Source organism: Allobosea sp. GW821-FHT09G06 (assembly GCF_059416005.1).
On the sequence record NZ_JBWKOI010000002.1, the window covers coordinates 334,849 to 356,475 of the forward strand.

The window sequence follows — 21,627 nt, forward strand, 5'->3', positions numbered from 1 at the left end:
TCGATCAAACGCTCTTCGAGATGTGGGTGCAGCCGCTAGCCAAACGCTCGACATCCTCGAACAGATCAGCGTTCGCCTCCAGGATGCTGCAGGTTTGGCCTTCTGGCCGAACCAGATCCTCTGTTCACAAAATCCGCGCGCAGGCTGCACGAGCATTTTCGAGCGAAGTGGATGCCGGTTCACCTGAAGAACCGAAGGCCCGCTTCAGCGAAGCCGCCATACAACAAAGACCTTGTGGGTCTGAGCGTCCCGTTACGGCGTCCGTCAGGTGTCGAAGAGCCGTCAAGCGTGCTGCAGCGATAGCGGCTTGCTCAGGGACGGAATGCGCCGGGAGCTTGTCATCTCCCGGCGCGAACCATCAATTTCTCAGAGCTCTGATCGAGTTCCGCGTAACGAGCGCGTCGTTGGATACGCCCGAGACCGTCGACGAGATATCGTTCACCAGATTGAGGAACTTGGTCAGCTCGACCTGATCGGCGTTCGAGACGTAGATGACGTCGCGGTCGCGCATTTCCATCCGCTGCGCCAGGAACAGGCCTTGGCCCTGGCGCATGTTGACGCGATAGATCGTCGGAATCTGCTTTTGGTCGGCCGGGAAGTTCTCCAGGGAAACACCCTGCTGCTCAAGCATGCGGCGGCTCTCCATGCGGTACATGAAGACCTGGCCCGGATCGGCTCGATTATCCAGCAGGCCACCCGCCTTGCCGACGCCGTCGGCGAGATAAAGCTTCTCCGCGTCGAAATCGAAGCGGCCTTGCAACCCGGACGCGCCGAAGGCGGTGAAGAAGCGCTGCTCACGATAGACATAGACCGTGTCGCCAGGCGCGACGAAGATATTCTCGCGCGGCTCCTGGACGAGCCGGTTGAAATAGACCGTTGCCTTCCGGCCGCGGCGCTGCAGCGTGACGTAGCTCTCATGGCCGGCATAGCGCAGGCCGCCGGCGCGGGAGATCATATCCAGCACGCGGTCGCCTTCGAAATTGACCTTGAGCTTTGCCGACGAATTGACGTCCCCGACGACGGCGACCTCGGACCCGCGGTCGGCGAACGTGACCAGGACCTGCGGCTCGATCGCGCGATTGGAAAGGCGGGAAACGATGTCTTCCTGAATCTCGTTCAGGCTCTTGCCGACGACAGGCACCCGCCCCGCATAAGGCACGGTGATCGCACCGCTGCGCTCCACTACCTGGGAGGGGAGCGTGACAAAGTTGCCGGGGCGAGTTCCCGAATCCTTCGGAATAAAGAGCCCGCCCGAGACGGCTTCGAAGATCGTGACCTGAAGCGTATCGCCGACCGCAACCCTGATATCGGGGGCCCCGCCTTTACCGCCGCCGAAAGACTGATGGATCGAGCCCGGAGCAGACGCAACGGATGCCTTGACGATCGTGTCGGAGAGATCGACCAGCGCATAGGCAAGGTCCGGCTGCCGGGCTTCCGGCGCCACTGAACCCGCGGCCTCGGTCGCGAGTTGACGGTGGTCGGGTCCCGAGCGAGGCAAGAACGTGCATGCCGAGACCGAAACCGCGAGCACTCCGGCTGCCGTGAACCGTATCAGACCAGTTAGCATATCGTCCCCATCCGGCCCTCTGCTAACACCGAGGGCATGGCGCGAGCAAGATGCGATGATGTTCCGTAGAACCTTTGAGGGTTCCCTGTGGCATAAATGCTATGTGTCAATTCTTACAATGTTGTTTCGCTGGCTCCCAAGGGCATTCTTGGTAAACGGTGCCGGTTTCCCGTGCTGGCTGGCGAGAAAAGCGCCCTGGTTCGATTCTGCCGTTGCCCGGGTCGACTCGCCGTCGTTGTCGTATGTGTGTTGAAGCGCGTTTGGCGGTGCATTTCTTGCTTTTGTTCGCTGGGTCAGGCAGTATTGTTCCACCGCTTTGTCGAGACAGTAGAACATGCCCATGAAGACCGAGAGCCTTTCGTGCCTGAGGGCATCGTTCGCGATCGTCGCCTGTCTCGTTGCGAGTGCTTCGGCGCAGGCCCAGGGAGCGCCCGGGACCGTCCAGCCAGCCGCCGCGCCCACGGCTTTGCCGACCCCTTCGGTTGTGCCTCCGTCTGGCGCCGCCAATGAAGCTCAGTCTCAGCCCGCGGCGACGCCGGTGCCCGATGCCGGGCCGGATCCGATGACGCTGCTGACCGGCTCTCCTTCGTGCTTTTTGTCGCCGCTGGCGATCGATCCTTCTGCGGTCGTGGCTTTTCGTTCGACACCTCAGAATTTGCTGGCCCCCTATCCGGACGGTGGCGGTCGCATGGCGCAGGATGTCAGGGGACTTGCTGGCACGGACGTTCATACGGTCCCGATGCTGATCGATCTGGCCCGGAATGCCAGTCCAGGCCAAACGGCGGCTATCGGCGCCGGGCTGGCGCAAGCGGCCAGGGCCTGTGTGAGGCAGCGCCCTGATGTCGCCCAGATCATCCAGCAGTTGATCATCCGGGCCGGCTTGGCGCCGCTCACGACCGCCTTCGTGTCCAGTTCCGGTGATGTGGCCACAGCGGCGATCGGTGGCGCGGCAGCCGGTGGAGCTGCGGCTGCCGGCGGTATCGGCGGATCGCCGGGCGGTGGTGACACCTCCGGCGCCGGTGGTGGCGTGGCGAGCAGTGGAGGCGTGAGCCTTTCGCGTTTGCGCAATAATGCGACCGTCAGCACATTCGGTGCCGGCGGCAGTTCGGTGGTGATTAACATTACCCTGGGAGGTGGCTCGGTCAGCCCCGTCCGGTAGTTCAAGCCGCGCCCGACAAGCCGTCCAGCGAAGGACCATCGGATATCATGCTTCAGCAAATCCATCATCGCAGCGATGGCGCCGGTTCCGCTCGCGATGACGCCGAGGGCACGACGATCGACCTCGACGGGATTTTGGCGGGTGCGCGGCGCCAGGCTAAAGTCATCATCGGAGCCATCGTCATCTGCGTGTTGCTGGCGGCGATCTATCTGGCCACGGCTACGAAGCTCTATACCGGATCAGCCGATATTCTGATCGACGGCCGTAACTTCGGAGCGAACAAGCCGGAGGATACGCAGATCGTGCTCGCGAACAGCGCGATCGACAGTCAGGTGGAGGTTCTCAAGTCGCAACGCGTCATCGACGGCGTGATCGACAAGCTCAAGCTGTTGGAAGATCCAGAGTACGCGGATGTCTCGCTGTTCTCGAGCCTGTTCGGGTGGTTGTTGCCGCGCAGTAGCAGTGACATCGAGGCCGCGCAGGCCGAGCTGCGACGCAAGGTGTCCGACAAGATCTTGCAGCGACTCAATGTCCAGCGGCTGAACAAGACCTTTATTCTCTCAGTCGACTTTCTTTCGCGTGATCCCGCCAAGGCGGTGACGATAACCAATGCGATCGCCGATGGATATCTGATTGAGCAGCTCGATTCGAAATACGACGCGACCCGCCGTGCGAGCGCGTGGCTGCAGGACCGCATTGCCGAGTTGCGCGAAAAATCGCTTGAGAGCGACCGTGCGGTGCAGCAGTTCCGCGAGAAGAACAATCTGATTTTGGCCGGAGGCCGGCTGATTAACGATCAGGCGTTGTCCGAGCTTAACACGCAGCTCAGCCTCGCCCGCTCGCAACGTGCACTGGCCGAGGCACGTTTCGCACAGATCCAGTCGATCATCGCAGGCCGGCAGATGAACGCTGCCGTGCCGGAGGCTCTGACGAGCCCCGTCATCAACGATCTGCGGACGCGTTACCTGACCGCGTCCAAACGCCTCTCGGAATTGGTCGATCGGCTGGGAACCAATCACATCCAGGTCATCTCTGCGCGCAAGGAGTTGCGTGACTACGAGGACCAGGTCTTCGCCGAACTCGGTCGCATCGCCGAAAGCGTCAAGAGCGAGCTGCAGACCAGCCGTGAGCGCGAGCAATCGCTTCAGGAGAGCCTCGACAAGCTGATCGGAGCCAATGCCGCGGACAACATGACGCTGGTCACGTTGCGCGAGAAGGAGCGCGAAGCTGAGAGCTATCGCGGACTCTATCAGACCTTCCTGCAGCGCAATCAGGAATTGATCCAGCAGCAGACCTATCCGGTAACCGAAGCCCGCGTGATCACGCGGGCGACCAAGCCGAGCTCGGCGAGCCAGCCTCGGACGATGCTTGTGCTCGCCTTCAGCCTCGTGGCCGGCCTTGCCAGTGGCATCGGTATCGGGATGATCCGGGAGTATCGCGACATCGCTTTCCGCACCGGCGATCAGATTCGCTCGGAGCTCGGTGTCGAGTTCCTCGGCATCGTTCCGCTGATGTCGACGAGTTCGGCTCCCAAGCCAGATCAGAAGTCGCCTCTGGCGATGATCAGCCCTTACATGATTGCGTCGATTACGGAGCCGCTCTCGCGGCTTGCCGATACGATGCGGACGATCAAGGTCACGCTCGATTTCGAGCAGCCGGGCTCCGGCGCCAAGATCCTCGGCCTGGTGTCGTCCCATAGCGGCGAAGGCAAGACCACGATTTCTGTGAACCTCGCCATGCTCTTGGGCAGCACGGGCGCACGCACGTTGCTGATCGACGGAGATCTTCGCCGCTGCGGGCTTTCGCGTGAACTGGCCAAAGATGCGACAATCGGTTTGGCAGAGGTGGTCCAGGGCAAGGAGCCCCTCAGCTCAGCGCTGAAACAGCTTGGTGGGTTGAAGGTCTGGCTGCTTGCCTCGCCGCCCGATCTGCGCGTGGCGCATTCGAGCGAAATCCTGCGATCTGAGGGCATGAAACGATTGGTCGAGGCCGCTGCCTCGCAATTCGACTACATTATCATCGATCTGCCGCCGCTTGGCGCGTTGGTCGATGCGCGCGCCATCGAGCCGATCATTCCAAATTTCCTGCTTGTGGCGGAGTGGGGAGATACGCCGCGCGAGAGCGTACGCAATATGCTCGATCACAACCCAAGTGTTCATGCGAAATGCATCGGGGCAATCCTGAATAAGGCCGATCCGGACCGGATCGGGAATTACATCTCCGACAAGCGCAATTTCTATACCTACTCGTCCTATTGAGATCGGCTGATCGTTTGTGGGATCTCTTCTCGTCGGCAGAGCCTTCGCCTGCGTCGTTGCTGTCGCCGGGCTTGCGGCGACCGGCTATGGCTTAGTTGAATATGTCCGTGCTTGGCCGTTGATGCAGGATGCTCAGCGGCTCGAATCGGGCTCGCGTTTCAGTCGTATTCCCGGACGCGGGGCCATCGCCGATCCGCAACTGCCCCGCCCGGCAGGCCTGTGCAACCTCTCAGCCGCGCGCGCACTCGCCACGATGCGACTGGCGACCGTTGATGCGGCGGTCGAAGCAGACCAGTTCGGGCGCTTCGACGATGCCTTGGACGATGCCGCGGTCGCGCTGCGCGATTTGCTGCGATGCTCACCCTTGGACGGCAATGGCTGGTTGCGGCTTGCTATGGTCGAGGTCCAGCGCAGCGGGCCGACTCCAGATGTGGTGCGGGCTTTGCAGGCCTCCTATCTGTCCGCGCCTGCCGATCTCTGGATCATGCGGGCGCGCATTCCCTTTGCGGCGCGCCTCTCGGCGTCCGGCGTCGAAGGCATTGCGACGCAGTTCGAGAACGAACTCGCGGTATTCATGAGCGAGGCCTTTCCGCAGGATATTGCGGCAGTCTATGCCGCTACCTCGCCCGATGGCAGGACGTTGCTGGAAGCCCGGCTGAAGGCGCTCTCGCCAGCTCGCTATGCGCAGGTCTATCGCGCCATCGTCGCGACCGGGACGAGGCCAGACGCCGAAAGCCTGCCGCCTCCGGCGCCACCGCCGCGGCGTTACCCACGATAGCATCGCTTGGAGCACGCGACGCGGCCGGCAGGCGGTTGCAAACGAGCCGCTCGGCCTCGCCGCTTCGGGTTTCCATGTATTTTGGGGCATCGCGCCGGGCGGATAGTGAGGTTAATAGTCGTTGAATCTGTCTGAAAGTATTCGACTACATTCCTCCACGTGATCTCAAATTCAGTCTCGTATGAATGGCTCCATGAGGAGCTTGAATATGAGCCTGATCTCGAAATTTGCGATCCCGCTGGCGGTTCTTTGCGCGTCTATGACAGCTGAGGCAAAGCCGGTTAAGGTATCTTCGTTGAGCATCGATCGCGTGGTCGCCGCGTCACCGCTTGTTGAGCGAGGCTACACTCTGGCCCCGATGGGGTTTATTCGATTTTGTATGCAATATGCTTCCGATTGCTCGGCCTCGGCCGCCGAGCCGATGGCTCTGACAACTGAGCGTCAGGAGCAGATGCAATCGGTCAATCTTTCGGTCAACCGCCGGATATCGCCGAAGGCTGATGCTCCCGGACAGGATATCTGGTCACTGAATGTGTCGGCTGGGGATTGCGACGATTACGCCGTGCAGAAGCGGCATGAGTTGATTGCTCTGGGTTGGCCGCAGGGGGCGCTCCTTTTCGCCGCGGTTTGGACGCCGCGCGGCGAGGCGCATCTCGTCTTGGTCGTGAGGACCGATCGCGGGGATTTCATCCTCGACAATCTGCGCTCGCAGATCCTGCATACGGCGGAAAGCAACTACCGGTGGGAGAAAATGCAGTCTGCCCGGAGCCCGCTCTACTGGGTCGAGGTCGATCGTCCGCAACTCATTGCCCAGGCGCCCCAGCCGAAGCCTGCTCTGCGCCTGGAGCAGCCACGGCCCGCACTTCCCGCTCCCGTCATTTTGTCGGACCTGAGACTGCCTGATAGCAGCTATCAGGTTGCAGAAATCCGCGGGACGATCTTGGCCTATTGAGAGTGCAGGCAGCTCTCCGCGAGCCGGAGCGGAACATCGGACTGAATGTCGTATTCAGTCCGATGTTTCAGATATGTGATCCTGCATCGGCTTTTTCCCGAAAACCGCAATCCACATTTCGGGCCGAAACTATAGGCCGCGCGAGTTTGAGGCTCGGTGCTGAATGAAATCTGCTCAGTTCGCCGACGCTTCAGGCAGCGTTGGCGAGTTGAGCGACCAAACGGCCGATCGTGTCACGCGTGAAGGACTTATCCATCGTGAGGTCGATCACACGGTGCAGGCGCCGCTGAAACGCTTCGTTCGAGAAGCTCAGCGCCTTTTCATGGCAGTCTGCGGGATGGATGTCGGCGGCGCGGTCGACGAAATGGCGAATGGCTTCGACGATCGCATCGCTGTCCTGACGCTTGAACAACATTCCGGTCGGCTTCGGCTTCCCGAGCGGGGTCACGATATCCTCCGCGCCGCCACGGTGATAGGCGATCACGGGTGTGCCGGCGGCTTGTGCCTCTGCCATCACGATGCCGAAATCCTCATAGGCGGCGAAAATGAAGGCACGCGCCCGGCGGATGGTTTCGACCAGGTCGTTGCGCGGAACATGGCCCTTGAAGGTTACGTTGGGGCCCGCAATCGCGCGGAGCTTGCTCATCTCCGGTCCGTCGCCGACGACGATGAGGCGCTTGTCCGGCAACTGCTTGAAAGCGTCGACGACAAGGTCGATCCGCTTGTAGGGAACGAGACGGGAGGCGACGACGAAATAATCGTCCTTGTCCTCGCAAATCGGGAACCGGCTGACATCCACGGGCGGGTGCACCACGATCGAGTCCCGGCCGTAGATCTGCTCGATGCGCCGCCTGACGACGGTCGAATTCGCCAGCAGCGTATCCGCGCCATGCGCGGTACGGGCGTCCCAGATCCGCAGGCGATGCAGGCTGCTGCGCAAGAGAATGCCGATCGGCGGCTTGGAGAGGGACGAGCGCGACAGATATTCGAACGTCTGGTCCCAGGCGTAGCGCGGTGGGGTATGGATATAGGCAACATGCCGCTGATGCGGATGGACGATCACCCCCTTCGCGAATGCTGCCGAAGAGGAGAGGATCAGGTCGTAATCCGACAGGTCAAAGCTCTCCATTGCCCCCGGACAGAGTGGGAAAGTGTGCCTGTAGATCTGTTTCTTGAAGGGCAGCCGATCAAGGTAGCTCGTGATGATCCGTGACGCTCCAAGCTTCTTCCGATCCGCTTCGGAAAGGAACTCGTAGAGCGTGTAGAGGTCCGAAGGTCCCACGACCTTCATCATCTGGGTCAGGACCTGTTCGGCACCGCTATAGACCGGAAGCCAGTCATGGGCGATCGCGGTTTTCACTCTTCAGCTCTCCTGTCGTCCGCTGGGGTCTTCATGCATCTGAGCGGCCAAAGCTAGCATCGTTCGGGTGCGGCGGAGTGCCGCAGTTAGGGCAGGGGCGTTGCGCCCGGGTGAGCGCGCCAGAAGCGCATCAGTTGCACGGCGCTCGCCAAGGCTTGGGCCAGCGCGCCCAGCAGGATGCCGGCGAAGCCGCCCGGTAGTCCCATGCGCGGCGCCAACAAGAGGGTGGCAGTGACGAGCACCGCGAAGCCGACGAGCTGGGTGCCGAGAAGCGAACGCTTCATCTGGGCAGCGTGCAGGCCGTTTGTCAGGAGCGCCGCGCCATAGAACGGGCCGGCGACCGCCGCAGCCCAGACCAGCAGCATGCCATATCCGGCGAAGCGTTGGCCATAGACCAGGCCCAGTATCTGCGAGCCGAACATCCAGGCAAGTCCGACGCCCAGGGCAGCCAGAAGCTGCATCAGCAGGGCCGGAAAGAGCAGCTGCTTCCAGAAGCTGCGCTGGCGGCCCTCCTTGACGGCCTTCGACAGGCCGGGAAGCAGCGAATGGCCGAGGGAACCGACGACGACCGACCCCAATGCGAGAAAATGATAGGAGGCGGCGAAATGGCCGAGTTCCTCCGCGCCGAAGAGATGTTCGAGCAAAAAGCGCGGGGCATTGACCGTGAAGGACATCACCGCGAGCGAGACTGCGAGCGGAGCAAGATGCACGCTGATACGTGCAAGCTTCATCAGACGCTTCGGCGACATGTCGCCGAGCTCGCGAAGCCCGACCAAGGACCAGAGCCGCCGACGCTGCGCGACGAACAGCACGAGCCAGATCGCCGCGATAGCCGTCAGGGCGAGCGGCAGGTTGCGAGCCCAGAGGTAAATCGCGGCGAAGGCAGCGAAAGAGACCGCGCAGCGCGACAGCGACGTCATGGCGACGAGGCGCGTCTGGCCTGCCTGCTGAAGCCAGCCGTAGACGAGGTCGAAAAAGCCCTCGGCATACTTGATCGCGAAAACGCCGAAGCTGATCGCGAGGAGGCCGGCGGAGGCGTAATAGAAATCGATGAAGGACAGGATTGCCGCAAAGAGCAGCAGCGGGAGGGCGATCCGCAGGGCCATGAAATCGGCCGGCGACGCGCCGTCCTCGCGGGAAACCAGCAACTGTTGCCGCATTGCGAGCCACGCGAGATAGCCTGCCGGCGTCGCGAAGGCCTGTGCGAGGGTATAGTATCCGAGAGCTGCTGGCCCATCGATCCGCGCGATCGCGGCCATGATCAGCCATTGCAGCAGCGCCATCGCAGCGGTGGAGATCACCACATAGAGGGCGTCGATTCCAACCCTGCGGACAGACACTGCAGCAGTGCTCCCGTGAGAGGGCTTCATGTCGGTGGAAAAAGCGCTCACGCCCGGCTACCCGCCACGAGCCCGTATATGCGGGACGTCTCCCGATATAGCGTCGAAAGCGTAAACATTTCGAGACATCGTTCGCGCGCGTGGTCCCCGATGCGGCCGCGCAAGAGCGGATCGCCGGCGAGTTTGACCAGCGCATTCGCCAGCATCTCCGCGTCATCGACGATGAACCCGCTCTCGCCGTCGACGATCATCTCCGGAATGCCACCGGAACGCGTCGCCACAACCGGCAGGCCCCGCCCCATCGCTTCCATCACCGAGCGAGGCAGGGGGTCGGGCGTGGTCGACGGAACGCACATGATGTCGATGTCGCGATAGACCTGGGCAGGCTCGGAGACGAAGCCTTCGAAGGAAACCGCCTCGGCCTGGCCCCGGCTCGCGATCTGGTCGCGGATTTCGCCTTCGTAGCCAGGCGTTTCCTCAGCGAAAGTCCCGCGGACGATCACCCTTAGTTGCGGTTGTTGGCGCCGGGCGATAGCGAGCGCGTCGATGAGGATATGCAGGCCTTTGGCAGGATGGATGCGCCCGGCGAAGCCGATTGCGATGCTGCCGTCCGTTCGGACCGGCGAGCGTTCGTCCGGCACATCGAAGCCGTTATAGACGACATGCGTATTGGCCGGCAGTGCCTGGTGCGGCCAGCACGCGCGGGAAACCAGGATGGCTCGATCCGAAGCCATCTGGAAGGCTCGCCATGTCATCCTTTCGACCGCGGTGTTGGCGATGTCGCGGATGTGGATCACCGCCGGCTTGCCGCCAAGGCGGCGCGCCGCGATGGCGATGGCATGGGCTTTGAGGCCGTTGCTGTGCACGAGCGCCACGCCGCGATCGGCTGCAAGCTCCTTCAGGCGTCGCGCGGCGCGCCAGAAGTCGGCACCGGCCGCAAAGCCGTCCCGCAAACGGAAGGGGCGCCGGATCGTGCTGACTGAACCGAAATCGACGACGTCGAAAGGGATGCCCAATTCGGAAGCTTTGCGGCTGAGTGGCCCCTCTGCCGGCACCGCCAGATAAGGCCGGACGCTTGGATTGGCCATCAAATCCATGAGCGACCGCTCAGCTCCGCCTTTAAAATTGGGGACCGGTGCGAGAAATAGGACGGGCGTTGGGGGCATGATACGTTGCTGCAAGCGATTACAATCAAGTTCATCGGAATGATGCATTGCTGTTGCAGTGCAATAGTGGCATTAACGCGCCATTGCTACAATTTGGTTTAGGCCGTGATGAGCCCGCTTTTTGACGACCTCTGGGTAAACACCGGTCGCCGCACGTCGATTGGCTTCCTCATTGGTCTGATTTATAGTCCTGGCTTCTTCACTGTAGCTTTGCATCGAGCGGTCGTTCGGCTGCGGCGTTGGGGGCCTCTGGGGCGCCTTCTCGCGATGCTGCTCTGGCGCGTCTCGGTGCTACTGACAGGATGCTACATCTCGGCAGGTGTCAGGATCGGCGGCGGGCTCAAGCTGCCCCATCCGGTAGGCATCGTTCTGGGCGAAGGCGTACGAATCGGTAAAGGCGTTACAATCTATCAGAATGTGACGCTCGGTCTTTCGCGCGCGCCCGATTCATCCACCGTGCCGTCCGAGCTTTATCCGACCATCGAGGATGGGGTGGTCCTTTATGCGGGAGCCGTCGTCCTCGGGTCTGTGACGGTTGGTGCCAATGCGGTGGTGGCAGCCAACGCCGTCGTGACCCGTGATGTGCCTGCCGGCTCGGTGGTTGCCGGTGTTCCGGCGCGTGTTCTGAAATCGCGATCTTAGGTGCCCTGAAGGCAGGGAGAAGGCAGGCCTCTCTTTGCGTAAAATCCAGCTGGACGGTACAGGGCATCGGTCCGATCGATTATAGCTGCGGAAGTTTTCGATGCGCCTGAAGATTCTCGGTAGCATGTTGCTGTTCGTGTTGCCCTGGAGCGTCAGGCGCCGGCTGCTGAATCGACTGTTCGGCTATCGCATCGCGCCGACGGCGCGAATCGGCTTTTCGTTGGTGCTGCTCGACGAACTCGTTCTGGAGGAGGGGGCGCGGATCGGGCATCTCAACCTCATCAAGTCGTTCGACCGGCTGGAAATGCGGGCTATGTCGAAGATCGGCAACCGCAACCACATCAGCGGCATCGGCAGCCGGAACGCGAAGCATTTCGGCGACGAGACCGGTCGCAGCCCGGAAATCATTCTCGGCGAGCATGCGTCCATCACCGGTCATCACATGATCGACTGCTGCAACCGGATCGAGATCGGCCGTTTCACGACGATCGCGGGCGCCGGAACGCATATCCTGACCCACGCGATCAGCATCAAGCGGAGCCGGCAGGTATCCGCTCCGGTGCGCATCGGGCAGTATTGCTTCGTCGGCGCCGCGTCGGTGGTGCTGAAGGGCGCGGTCTTGCCGGATTTCAGCGTGCTTGCCGCCAATTCGACCTTGCACCGGGCGTTCGAGGAGACGCACGGCATCTATTCCGGGGTCCCCGCAGAGCGGGTGCGGGCACTGGACGCGGATTGCGCCTATTTCGAGCGCAAGACAGGTTACGTGCCCTGACAATATCAGGGCTCGTGCCCGGCGTTATCTCTTTTCGGTTCTCTTTCTGACGGATCGTCTCCATCCGTGCTATGCTCGATGGGTTGCGTGGAATATGGTGGAGGCGATGGCGCGGGATATCGTTGTGAAAGAGGCGAACCCGCCCGAGCTGCCTGTCTCGTCGCGCGAGGCCATGGCTTCGATCCGCGGCTATCTGCGCGGCGGCGTCGCCATCGTGCTGGCCCTGGTTTTTGGGCTCGGCGGGCTTGCCTACGGCACGCAGATTTCTGGAGCGGTCATCGGCGGTGGCCAGGTCGTCATCGAATCCGAGGTGAAGAAGATCCAGCACCAGAGCGGCGGCACGGTCGGTGAGCTTCTGGTCAAGGAGGGTGCACGGGTCGAAGCGGGCGATCTTCTTCTGCGTCTCGACGACGTCGTGCTGCGCTCGAATCTCGGCGTCATCCAAAGTAATCTCGATGAGATGATGGCCCGCCAGGCGCGTCTGGAGGCTGAGCGCGACGGTCGTGCGACGATATCGTTCCCGGCGGAGCTGCGCGAGCAGGCCAAGGCGGAGCCGCGGGTCGACAAGCTCATCACCAGCGAACAGCGCGTCTTCGACCTGAGGGACGAGGCACGCAAAGGCCAGCGCGCCCAGCTGAGAGAGCGCATATCCCAGCTCCACAAGGAGATGGAGGGGTTGAACGCCCAGATCGCCGCCAACAAGCAGGAGGTGGTTTTGATGGGCAAGGAGATCGAGAGCGTTCGCGAACTCTGGCGCAAGAATTTGGTGCCTATTTCGCGTGTGACGGCCATCGAGCGCGATTCTGTCCGCACCAGCGGTGAAGGCGGGCGCCTCATTTCGGCTCTGGCCGCCGCCGGCGGCAGGGTCAGCGAAACCGAGCTCCAGATTTTGCAGATCGATCAGGATCTCCGCAGCGAGGTCGCCAAGGAGCTGCGCGAGATTCAGGCGAGAAGCTCCGAATTGCGCGAAAGGCGGATCGCGGCTGACGATCAGCTGCGCAAGACCGATCTTCGCGCTCCCCAGAGCGGTATTGTCCATCAGCTGCAGGTGCATGTAAAGGGAGAGGTCCTCCCTCCCAACGAGCCGGTGATGATGATCGTCCCGAACCAGGATGCGTTGGCGGTGGATGTCCGGGTCTCGCCCACCGATATCGATCAGGTGCATGTCGGGCAGGCCAGCACACTGCGATTCCCGTCCTTCAGCGCACGCACGACGCCCGAGATCGATGCCGTGGTCCACCGTGTCTCGGCGGATGCGGAGACCGATAAGCGGACCGGGGCGAGCTTCTTCAGCGTACGGATCGCGCTCGAGCAAAAGGAAATCGATAAGCTCGGCACGGCCAAGCTCGTTCCCGGCATGCCGGTCGAGGCCTTCATCCAGACGCAGCAGCGCAGCATGTTATCGTATTTGCTCAAGCCGGTCAGCGACCAGATGGCTCGTGCCTTTCGAGAGAAATGACGTCGAGCCCGTTCGCGGTAACAGGCTGTGGATGAGTGGAGCGAATAGCCTCTCTGTTCCTGGAGATGCGCTTTTGCGGATATTGCCATCAAGGCAGATCTGACGGAGTTTCCTGAAAGGCTTCACGCGCGCCAAGGCGCTGGACAAGGATTTAATCCTGTCGGCACAGTGATCGCGGCGGCAGAGGTGATTCGGGGCAATCCATGGCGTGGAGAGCAGGGCGCGTAGCCTACAGGCTTGCGCGGCATGCAGCATATGTCGCGGCGACAATTCCGCGTCTCATGGGCATGCATCCGCGGCACTGCAATGTGTGCGGCTACCACGGCCGTTTCATGGCCTTTGGCCAGCCGCCGCGTTTCGATGCGCATTGTCCCTCTTGCGGCAGCCTGGAGCGTCACCGTCTGCTGAAGCTCTGGATCGACGAGAATGCCGCCCTGGTTGCTCAGTCGGACCTGCTGCATTTCGCGCCGGAGCCCGAACTTGGGCATCAGCTGAGCCAGATGGCGCGCTCCTACGATAGCGCCGACCTCTCCGAGCGAAGGGCGCGCAGGGTTCTGAACATCGAGGCCATCGACCTCGCTCCGGCATCTCATGATATCGTGGTTTGCTCTCACGTCCTCGAGCATGTCGACGACCGCAAGGCTATGCGGGAGATCCATCGCATCCTGCGGCCGGGAGGTGTGGCACTTCTGATGACGCCGGTCGTGGAAGGCTGGGACGATACCTACGAGGACGAGGCGGCTACCTCTGCTGCCAAGCGAAGCCTTTATTTTGGCCAGTCGGATCACGTTCGCTTCTATGGTTCCGATATTCGCCTCCGGCTCGCCGATGCGGGCTTCCTGGTGGAGGAATTCACGGCGCGCGAACCTTACGTATCCCGGCATGGGCTTGTTCGCGGTGACAAGATCTTCGTCTGTTACAAGGAGCAGGTCTCCGAAGCCGTCTTGCCGATGAGTTCTCAGCTAGGCGCGAGGGTTGAGCTAAGCCTCGTCGCGTCGCGTCGCTCGGCTTCGTCTGCCGTGAATGCCGCCCGTCACCGTCGCTTCCGGTGAGGCTTGGCCTGCGTGTGACGATTTTGAGGAGATCGTGACCCTCCGGACACTTTGCGATGACGATGCGGTAGGGTATCCCTCACGCGGGGAATGGAATCCGGCACAAGGTTATCGGAATGGTTGCGTACTGTGTTGGCCGGGTTCTCGCCGCTCCGAGCGGCATCTGTTTCGAGATGCTCGACCCTGCCGAAGCTGAGCCGCTGGTGGTATTCGTGACGGCGGAAGCGCTTAGCGGCGACGTCCTTGAGCCTCTCCGTGATCCCGACGAGATGATATCGGCCTTCGAGGCCTCGCGGCCTTGGATCGAAATGGTAGCCAAGAACCTGCACGACGGGCGCGGCGTTTCACCGGTTCTGATCCGCGACATCCCAATGGTGATATGAGCGGAAACGCCGCCGCCTTTCGTGTGTTTTCGGATCTTGGCGGTGGCGCGCTGTCAATAATTTCTTCCTCCGCCGGCACGGTCAGAGATTCGACATGAGAGCGTGCTGACTTCCTGCGCATAGGCCGAGCCTTTGTGCTTCCGAAAATCAGGTTGGACGAAATCACTCGGACTCGGGGCGGCAACCAAGCCGTAGCAGGTAGAGAGGGGACGGCGTGCTGACAAAGATTCTTGCAAGGCGCACGACGCGCGCGAGCGACCGCAGCAGCTGGCCTTTGTCGTATTGGCGCACGGCCTGCCTCATCGGCGCGATGAGCGGGCTGTATGGTTCGCTCCCACAGCCGGCTTCCGCACAGGATCTAATCGCGGTGACCGGGCATTTTCTCCATCACAGCCGCTTCTATCCTCAATATGGGCCCTATTGGCGGATTGATCTCACGCTCCCGCTGGTGAAGGAGCTCGGGGTCAAGACCGTTCACGAGGCGATCTATTCGCTTGAGGCTTCGCCGAGGGCGCTCATAACCGGTGGGAAGACCGACCCCGCGACTGTCAGGATGGTCGAGGAAAACCGTCGCCTCGTCGGCCAGTGGCTCGCGGCCTATGACGCTTCGGGCGTAAAGGTCGTGTTGGCCGTTCTAGGGCAGCCGCCCAAGACACCACGCGAAGTCGAAAAAAACACGGAAATGTTTGCGTGGGTCGCGGAACTCGTCGCGGCTCACCCCTCCGTGATTGCGGTGCAACTGCACAATGAGGCTAACCTGACCCATTTCTGGAAGGGCACGCCGGAGCAATATGTGGATGTCTACCGGCCGCTTGCCCAGGCGATCAAAGCGAAGCGGCCGGACGTCCGGATCGTCGGCGGTGCGATTTCAAGCCTATGGTGGGGCCCCGGCATCGGCTGGCTGAAGCGTGCCGTGGATCACGGTCTGCTCGATTTCTGCGACAGCATCGCCGTCCACCCCTATAATGTCGACTCGCCGCCCGAGGCCGATCCGCATTGGCGGGGTGCTCCGGCCACCGATCCCGATCAGCGCGAAATGGCATTGCATGCCTTTTGGAAGCAGATCGAAAACTGGAACAAGTCAGGCAAGAAACTCGACCTGTTCTTCACGGAATTCGGCTGGAATACAGCAACCGCGGGGCGAGCCCATGTGGACGAAGCGACCCAGGCCGACTATCTCGCCCGCAGCTTCATGATCTTCCAGGACGTGCGTTTGCGTGGGGTTCCGCTGCGTTCGGCCCACTGGTACGACCTCAAGGACGACGGCGAGAAGGATGACAAGGGCGAGCATCGCTATGGCCTTGTCGGTTTCGACCTGACGCGCCGCAAGCCGGCCTTCCAGGCGATGAAGGCTCTCAATGCCTATTTCGGCCAGACCGATGCTTTCGAGGCTTCGAAGCGCCAGATCGACGTCAGCGCGCCGGGTGCGCCCATCAAGACGAAATCCTGGAGGCGCAAGAGCGACGGCGCCGAGGTCATCGTCTTTTGGTCCACCGGGCTCGACGGCGTCCAGGGCGGACGCGCGAGCGCCAGCCTGCGCATCGAGGGAGTTAAGAGCGCGACTGGCCGGCTCTTTTTCGCCGACGAGCGGAAGCCGCAAGGCATGACGTTGAAAGCTGATGGCAGTGCGAGCGTCGTCTCGGTCGAGGCGACGTCTCGTCCGCAATGGATCGAGATCCCCGTGCGCTGACCGGGGTTCGCAGCAGGCTGATGAGTTAGAAGAGGTTATCGTCTTCCCGTGAGATGCTCTACATCACGCCAGCGATAATCGCGTCGGACCGCCATCGCCTCATCCGGAGCCCGCCAAAGCCCATGACGCCAATCTCGACCATGGCTCCGAAGCCTTTCCCGACCACCCGTGGCCGGACGCTACGTATCCCGCATATTCCGCTGTTCGAACGGCTGGTCTATTATCTGCTCTTGCCGGATTTGTTCTGTCGCGTGGTGCTGGAACTCGGCGCGGGCATGTACTGGTATTTTTTGACCCAGCCGAAGCAGTGGGTCTTCTACGGCGTGATGCTGATCGAGTATCTGCTTCAGCTGCGGTCATTCGCGCGCGTGCGTTATGTCAAAAGCGGCAACCACATGGCCGCCTTTCTCTTCCTCATTATGTTCCTGCACGGGCTGCTGGGGGGAGTGGCCTGGGGTAACGCGCCGGCGAAGATCATCACCGACAGCATCCCGGTCATGGTCGTCGCTCTCAATATCATTCTTCTGTCGCGTGTGGACGCTTTCGACGGGTTCAGCCTGAAGCGGCTGACGATCGCGATCCGCGGCTATAGCCTCATCATGGTGCTCGCAGGCACGCTGGCCGTTGCGATGGGTAGGCCCTCGATCGTTAGTCTCGGCGGATCGGCAGGGACCCCGATCTGTCTCGCGGTCTTGCTGGTGACGATGATGATCAAGCGGCGGATCGCCGCGCTCGACGTGATCATCCTCGGCATGATCCTGGTGCCGATCGCGCCAAATCTGACGCGAACGACGCTTCTGGCCTTCATGCTCGCCTTCGGCATCTTCGTTGCTCCGAAGGTGTTCCGCAGCGGCATCGCCATCTACACGTCGATCATGGTCGTGATGCTGACGGCGGTGAGCTTTCCGATGATCGTGCCGGAGGACAGCCCGTTAATGATCCGCATTCGCGGTACTCTGCAGATGGCCGAGAACTCGACGAGCGCCAGCGCGGCCGGCGAAGGCTCTCTGGGCGAGCGCACGGCTGAGGTCGAGGCCATAGCAGAGGAGATGGATCGCCGCGGGCTCAATGCTCATATGTTCGGCTTAGGCGCGGGAGGCATTTATCAAGTCGAATTTTCGGGTGGGCGTGTACCAGAAAACTACAGTCACGCCCATTTCGGTTGGGCTTTGTTCAAACTGCGATATGGTTACATCGGTTATTTCTATCTCACGTGCTTCGCCTTTTTGCTGATGGCAAATATCTGGCGGACGCTTCGCTCGCCTTTGCCGGAAAACCGCATGGTAGGCATGTTCGGGCTCTGGGGCTTCCTCTTCATCTTCACTTACATGTTCTACAATCAGCTTGTGGCCGGTCTGCAATTCGCGATGCATCAGCCGGCGGCCAGGGCGCTGCCGGCGTCCGGGCGCAGGAAACGAAACATCGACGCCTCCAGCACGATGCAGGTGAGCAGGCCGGTCGCGTAGGCTCCGGTATCGAGGTTGATCCGGTCAGGCCCGACTTCTGGTGTCGAAACTGGGCTGTGGCCATGCACGACCACGCGCCCGAAGCCGCTGGGCGTCGTCAGGAACGGCTCGCGGATGGTCGTGAGGGTATTCGCATCGTGTTCGACAATCGGCTTGCCGGGCTCGACCCCGGCATGGACAAAGACATAGTCGCCGAGGCTGACGCTCGTACCCAGATTGGCGAGAAAGCGCAGATGGCTGGGTGGCATGGTGTCGCGCAGTGTCTGCGACGTCTCCGCAAGCGTATGACGAGAAGCATGCAGGGGTGGCGTGATGCCGTAGGAGGATAATGTCTGCCGCCCGCCTATGCCGAGCCAGCGGGGGCCGAAGCTCGCATCCCGAAGAAAGCGCAGCAGATAGAGCTCGTGATTGCCCGCGAGGCAGATCATCGCCATGAACCGCCCGGCCCGCAGCAGGAGTTCGATGACCTCTGCCGAAGCGGGGCCGCGGTCGACATAGTCGCCGAGGCAGACCAGGAGCGGCGTGGCGATGGGATGGTCCCTGATATCAGCGCCGATCGCGAGCAGTTGCGCCTTGAGCAGGTCGGCTCGTCCGTGGATGTCGCCCATCGCGTAGACGCGGACGCCTGAAGGCAACGACGCGCCGGATGGGCTGGGGCCCGCTACGATAGGAAGGGAAGTTTGCATATGCCTAGACTTGCTCATTCTTCGTTAAGACGACATTAGATCGTCAGGCGCCTGCCGGGTACCGAACGGGACATAAGGCTTTGTCGAAGCGTCGGACGGGATGAAGACGGTAACGGGAGAGGCGCAAGCGCAGGGCCGCAGGAGCAGACGCCGCAGGCGGACCTTGCCGTCGGCCGAACTCGTCTTGCGATCGGCGCTCTATCTCGTACTCGGGCTCGCGGTGATCGGGCTCGGCGCGGTCGATCGCTTATTGTTCGCCTTAATTGGTTTTGCGGTTTTCGCAATCTGGCTTGGCGCGAATCTGCTGATCCCGGTCCCGGACTGGCTGGCGCGCTGCCATGCCACGATCAACTGGGCAATTCTCGCCGTGCTTGGTTTCGCCGCAGTTCAGATCCTTCCTTGGCCGCCAGCTGGGCTGCTCCACCCAATGTTCTCCGAGCCGCTGCTTGGCGATGGGCATCTTCGCGCGATCTCGGCAAATCCTTCTGCCACGATCTCAACCTGTCTGGCGATCATCGTGCCGCTGGCGGCGATGTCCGCCAGCATGCTCCTGCATCAGAGCGAGGTCGCCGCAGCGCGGTTCATGCGGCGCGGCGTGCTGGTGGGAGGGTTGATCGTGGGGCTGGCGCTCGTCCAGTTCATGATCATGCCGGACACGTTGCTGTTTTTCCGGAAGCTCGCCTATCGCGACAGTTTCACGGTGACCTTCGTCAATCGCAATACGGCGGCCACCTTCTGTGGCATCGTGCTGCTTCTCGCAACCGTTCTGTCGCTGAATGAGATGGCTCTGCGACGGGCCGGCCATTCTCACCGCTGGTTCCAGGTCACGAGTTCCTCATGGTCGGAATGGGGCTTGCGGTTGGTCATTCCGATCGCAGCGATCGGCCTCGCCCTCACGCGGTCTCGCGCGGGAGTCGTGTCCACTTTGCTGCCGCTGCTCGCGGTGGCATCGCTCCACGGCTATCTCTTCTTGCGTGAACGGCGATTGACGCTGGTGTTGGCCGGGCGAACGGCATTTGTCATCGCCGCATTGTTCGCCGTGGCGATCATGGTCCTTGATCAGGTGATCGACCGCTTCGAGGCCCAAGGGGCCAATAGCGGGCGCTGGTGTGTCTATCAAACGATGGCTCGGGCCGCATTGGAGAGGCCGTGGCTCGGCATCGGGCTTGGCGGTTTCGAGGCCTTCTATCCGACACGGCGAGATCCTGCTTGCGGGATTTATGGCGAGTGGGAATACCTGCACAGCGTTTATCTGGAGATGATGCTCAGCGGCGGGGTCGTCTTGACCGGCATCGTGCTGATCTTCATCGCATGGATTGGCAGAGTATTCTTTGCCGGTTATCGGCGGCGGCGCAGCTTCAGGGTCATCCCGCTGATCGGCGGCATGGTCCTGATGCTGGTCGCATGTCATTCGATCTTCGATTTTTCCATCCAGATTCCTGGAATCGGGCTGCTTGTGGCCGTAATCCTGGGCGCGGCGATGCCGATCGCCTTGGTGATTCCCCGAAGAAGAGCGGCAAATTTGTCTGTTAATAATGGGTTAAAATACTAGCTTGACCAAACGTAAAATTTTAGGATACTGCCAACTACGGCTGATGCGGCTACATGCGTTTTTCTGCTTTCTGAAGGGGTTGGGTTATGAATGACGTCGGCACTATCGATAACGGTTTCAATGGGATGAACGGCAAGGAGTTCAACGGCTCGGGCAGCATTGCCGGTACGTCTAAGGACGATCTGGTTTTCGTGCAGGGCGCTGCTGCCACGGCCGTGAACGCGGGTGCTGGCGATGACGTCGTGTTCGGTGGGACCGGTAACGACAAGATCGACGCGGGTTCCGGCGATGACGTCGTCTACGGTGGCGCCGGCAACGACGTTCTCGGCGGCGGCGAAGGCAATGACATCCTGATCGGCGGCGAAGGCAATGATCAATTGGATGGTGGCGTCGGCAACGATGTCCTGAGCGGCGGCTCGGGCTCCGACACGTTTAACTTCAAGGCCGGGTTCGGCAACGACATCATCACCGACTTCACCTTCGGTGGCCCTGAAGGCGACAAGCTGAACATCTACGCGGGCGCTGTCGGCAACGCCAAGAACATCACGATCACCTCGACGGCCGATCTCGACGCGCTGGTTGCTGGTAACCTTGCGACCAAGACTGTGGATAGCCACGGTGCGGCGACGTTCAAGTTTGCCTCCGGCGATTCGATTACCTTCCTGAACTACGAGGCCCAGACTTCGGGGAGCCCGAACTCGGCCGGTACCAGCAGTGATGACGTTTTGCACACCGGCACGCTGGCTGGCCAGATCACCGGGGGCGCAGGCAATGACGTCGGGCTCGGCGGTTCAGGCAATGCCAACATCAACGGTGGCATTGGCAATGACGTCCTGGTCGGCGGAGCTGGCAACGACCAGATCGGTGGTGGCGAAGGCGACGACATTCTCTTCGGCGGCGGCGGCAACGACGTGCTGGCCGGCGGCGCTGGTAGTGACATTCTTACCGGCGGCGAGGGTGCAGACACCTTCCTGTTCAAGGACGATTTCGGTCACGACATCGTCACCGACCTGAACTTCGGCGAAGGCGACGCCCTCTCCTTCAACTCCGACGCGACTGGTCTGGTGAAAATCACGTCGGATACGCAGCTGGCGGCTTTCGTGGCCTCGCATGGTGGCGGCGAAGTTGTTGACGGCGGGGCCAATCTGCTCATCAACATCGATGCGGACCATAGCATCAAGCTGATCGGCTTCGGCGCGGGCGTGGTCACCGTCTGACACGTTCTCGTCGATCACCAGAATTAGGAGCCCGCGGAGTTTTCTCCGCGGGCTTTGTTTTTGATTTGATCGCCCGATCACCTTATCGCATCGGTTTACGCGTGCGGGTAATTCAGACGGTCTAGAAG

General features: G+C 61.5%; 18 protein-coding genes. 13 read left to right on the forward strand and 5 right to left on the reverse strand.

Annotated features, from left to right (window positions below):
• Nucleotides 1–358: 358 nt before the first annotated feature.
• A complete protein-coding gene (locus tag AC07NY_RS11745) occupies nt 359–1,531 on the reverse strand; it encodes a polysaccharide biosynthesis/export family protein (RefSeq protein WP_494583983.1) in 1,173 nt (390 codons plus the stop codon).
• A 376-nt stretch (nt 1,532–1,907) separates the two neighbouring features.
• On the opposite strand from AC07NY_RS11745, the gene AC07NY_RS11750 reads away from it, so the two are divergent.
• The 4 genes from AC07NY_RS11750 (at nt 1,908) to AC07NY_RS11765 (ending at nt 6,714) form a co-directional block, all read left to right on the forward strand.
• Complete coding sequence (locus tag AC07NY_RS11750) at nt 1,908–2,726, forward strand: hypothetical protein (RefSeq protein ID WP_494583984.1); 819 nt, start codon at nt 1,908–1,910, stop codon at nt 2,724–2,726.
• Nucleotides 2,727–2,773: 47 nt separating this feature from the next.
• The gene (locus AC07NY_RS11755) at nt 2,774–4,984 is read left to right on the forward strand and encodes a polysaccharide biosynthesis tyrosine autokinase (protein ID WP_494583985.1); all 2,211 of its coding nucleotides are present in this window, start codon (nt 2,774–2,776) and stop codon (nt 4,982–4,984) included.
• Between the two features lie 16 nt (nt 4,985–5,000).
• Nucleotides 5,001–5,762 (forward strand): hypothetical protein, encoded by a 762-nt coding sequence (locus AC07NY_RS11760; protein WP_494583986.1) that lies wholly within the window; start codon nt 5,001–5,003, stop codon nt 5,760–5,762.
• Between the two features lie 208 nt (nt 5,763–5,970).
• Entirely contained in the window at nt 5,971–6,714 is a 744-nt protein-coding gene (locus tag AC07NY_RS11765; RefSeq protein ID WP_494583987.1) for a transglutaminase-like cysteine peptidase, read from the forward strand.
• 190 nt (nt 6,715–6,904) lie between these two features.
• On the opposite strand, the gene AC07NY_RS11770 is transcribed toward AC07NY_RS11765, so the two are convergent.
• The 3 genes from AC07NY_RS11770 to AC07NY_RS11780 all read right to left on the reverse strand — a co-directional run bounded on the left by AC07NY_RS11770 (nt 6,905) and on the right by AC07NY_RS11780 (nt 10,511).
• Nucleotides 6,905–8,074, reverse strand: a complete 1,170-nt coding sequence (locus AC07NY_RS11770; protein WP_492284679.1) for a glycosyltransferase — start codon at nt 8,072–8,074, stop codon at nt 6,905–6,907.
• 86 nt (nt 8,075–8,160) lie between these two features.
• Nucleotides 8,161–9,414 carry a lipopolysaccharide biosynthesis protein gene (locus AC07NY_RS11775; RefSeq protein ID WP_494583988.1) on the reverse strand — a complete coding sequence of 418 codons (1,254 nt, stop codon included), beginning with the start codon at nt 9,412–9,414 and terminating at the stop codon, nt 8,161–8,163.
• A gap of 47 nt (nt 9,415–9,461) precedes the next feature.
• Nucleotides 9,462–10,511, reverse strand: coding sequence for a glycosyltransferase family 4 protein (locus AC07NY_RS11780; RefSeq protein ID WP_494583989.1), 1,050 nt, complete (start codon nt 10,509–10,511; stop codon nt 9,462–9,464).
• Nucleotides 10,512–10,688: 177 nt separating this feature from the next.
• On the opposite strand from AC07NY_RS11780, the gene AC07NY_RS11785 reads away from it, so the two are divergent.
• From AC07NY_RS11785 to AC07NY_RS11815, 7 genes are all read left to right on the forward strand, one after another.
• Complete coding sequence (locus AC07NY_RS11785; RefSeq protein ID WP_492284676.1) at nt 10,689–11,222, forward strand: serine O-acetyltransferase; 534 nt, start codon at nt 10,689–10,691, stop codon at nt 11,220–11,222.
• Between the two features lie 100 nt (nt 11,223–11,322).
• Complete coding sequence (locus AC07NY_RS11790; RefSeq protein ID WP_494583990.1) at nt 11,323–11,994, forward strand: acyltransferase; 672 nt, start codon at nt 11,323–11,325, stop codon at nt 11,992–11,994.
• A 106-nt stretch (nt 11,995–12,100) separates the two neighbouring features.
• The gene (locus tag AC07NY_RS11795) at nt 12,101–13,453 is read left to right on the forward strand and encodes an HlyD family type I secretion periplasmic adaptor subunit (protein WP_494583991.1); all 1,353 of its coding nucleotides are present in this window, start codon (nt 12,101–12,103) and stop codon (nt 13,451–13,453) included.
• 281 nt (nt 13,454–13,734) lie between these two features.
• Nucleotides 13,735–14,505: a class I SAM-dependent methyltransferase gene (locus AC07NY_RS11800; RefSeq protein WP_494583992.1), complete on the forward strand. Its 771-nt coding sequence runs from the start codon at nt 13,735–13,737 to the stop codon at nt 14,503–14,505.
• Between the two features lie 173 nt (nt 14,506–14,678).
• Nucleotides 14,679–14,888 (forward strand): hypothetical protein, encoded by a 210-nt coding sequence (locus AC07NY_RS11805; protein ID WP_492284672.1) that lies wholly within the window; start codon nt 14,679–14,681, stop codon nt 14,886–14,888.
• A 214-nt stretch (nt 14,889–15,102) separates the two neighbouring features.
• Nucleotides 15,103–16,578: a hypothetical protein gene (locus AC07NY_RS11810; protein ID WP_494583993.1), complete on the forward strand. Its 1,476-nt coding sequence runs from the start codon at nt 15,103–15,105 to the stop codon at nt 16,576–16,578.
• 122 nt (nt 16,579–16,700) lie between these two features.
• Nucleotides 16,701–18,044, forward strand: a complete 1,344-nt coding sequence (locus AC07NY_RS11815; RefSeq protein ID WP_494583994.1) for a hypothetical protein — start codon at nt 16,701–16,703, stop codon at nt 18,042–18,044.
• On the opposite strand, the gene AC07NY_RS11820 is transcribed toward AC07NY_RS11815, so the two are convergent.
• Nucleotides 17,951–18,652 carry a metallophosphoesterase gene (locus AC07NY_RS11820; protein WP_494583995.1) on the reverse strand — a complete coding sequence of 234 codons (702 nt, stop codon included), beginning with the start codon at nt 18,650–18,652 and terminating at the stop codon, nt 17,951–17,953. The two genes, AC07NY_RS11815 and AC07NY_RS11820, sit on opposite strands and share 94 nt — an antisense overlap.
• A 241-nt stretch (nt 18,653–18,893) precedes the next feature.
• Between AC07NY_RS11820 and AC07NY_RS11825 the strand changes: the two genes are divergently transcribed.
• A complete protein-coding gene (locus tag AC07NY_RS11825; RefSeq protein WP_494583996.1) occupies nt 18,894–20,282 on the forward strand; it encodes an O-antigen ligase family protein in 1,389 nt (462 codons plus the stop codon).
• A gap of 86 nt (nt 20,283–20,368) precedes the next feature.
• Nucleotides 20,369–21,499 (forward strand): calcium-binding protein, encoded by a 1,131-nt coding sequence (locus tag AC07NY_RS11830; RefSeq protein ID WP_494583997.1) that lies wholly within the window; start codon nt 20,369–20,371, stop codon nt 21,497–21,499.
• Nucleotides 21,500–21,627 lie beyond the last annotated feature (128 nt).

Coding starts and splice junctions, on each gene's coding strand:
- AC07NY_RS11750 (WP_494583984.1), top strand. CDS start 1,908: ATGAAGACCGAGAGCCTTTCGTGCCTGAGGGCATCGTTCGCGATCGTC.
- AC07NY_RS11755 (WP_494583985.1), top strand. CDS start 2,774: ATGCTTCAGCAAATCCATCATCGCAGCGATGGCGCCGGTTCCGCTCGC.
- AC07NY_RS11765 (WP_494583987.1), top strand. CDS start 5,971: ATGAGCCTGATCTCGAAATTTGCGATCCCGCTGGCGGTTCTTTGCGCG.
- AC07NY_RS11780 (WP_494583989.1), bottom strand. CDS start 10,511: ATGGATTTGATGGCCAATCCAAGCGTCCGGCCTTATCTGGCGGTGCCG.
- AC07NY_RS11785 (WP_492284676.1), top strand. CDS start 10,689: ATGAGCCCGCTTTTTGACGACCTCTGGGTAAACACCGGTCGCCGCACG.
- AC07NY_RS11790 (WP_494583990.1), top strand. CDS start 11,323: ATGCGCCTGAAGATTCTCGGTAGCATGTTGCTGTTCGTGTTGCCCTGG.
- AC07NY_RS11795 (WP_494583991.1), top strand. CDS start 12,101: ATGGCGCGGGATATCGTTGTGAAAGAGGCGAACCCGCCCGAGCTGCCT.
- AC07NY_RS11800 (WP_494583992.1), top strand. CDS start 13,735: ATGGGCATGCATCCGCGGCACTGCAATGTGTGCGGCTACCACGGCCGT.
- AC07NY_RS11805 (WP_492284672.1), top strand. CDS start 14,679: ATGCTCGACCCTGCCGAAGCTGAGCCGCTGGTGGTATTCGTGACGGCG.
- AC07NY_RS11815 (WP_494583994.1), top strand. CDS start 16,701: ATGACGCCAATCTCGACCATGGCTCCGAAGCCTTTCCCGACCACCCGT.
- AC07NY_RS11820 (WP_494583995.1), bottom strand. CDS start 18,652: ATGGGCGACATCCACGGACGAGCCGACCTGCTCAAGGCGCAACTGCTC.
- AC07NY_RS11830 (WP_494583997.1), top strand. CDS start 20,369: ATGAATGACGTCGGCACTATCGATAACGGTTTCAATGGGATGAACGGC.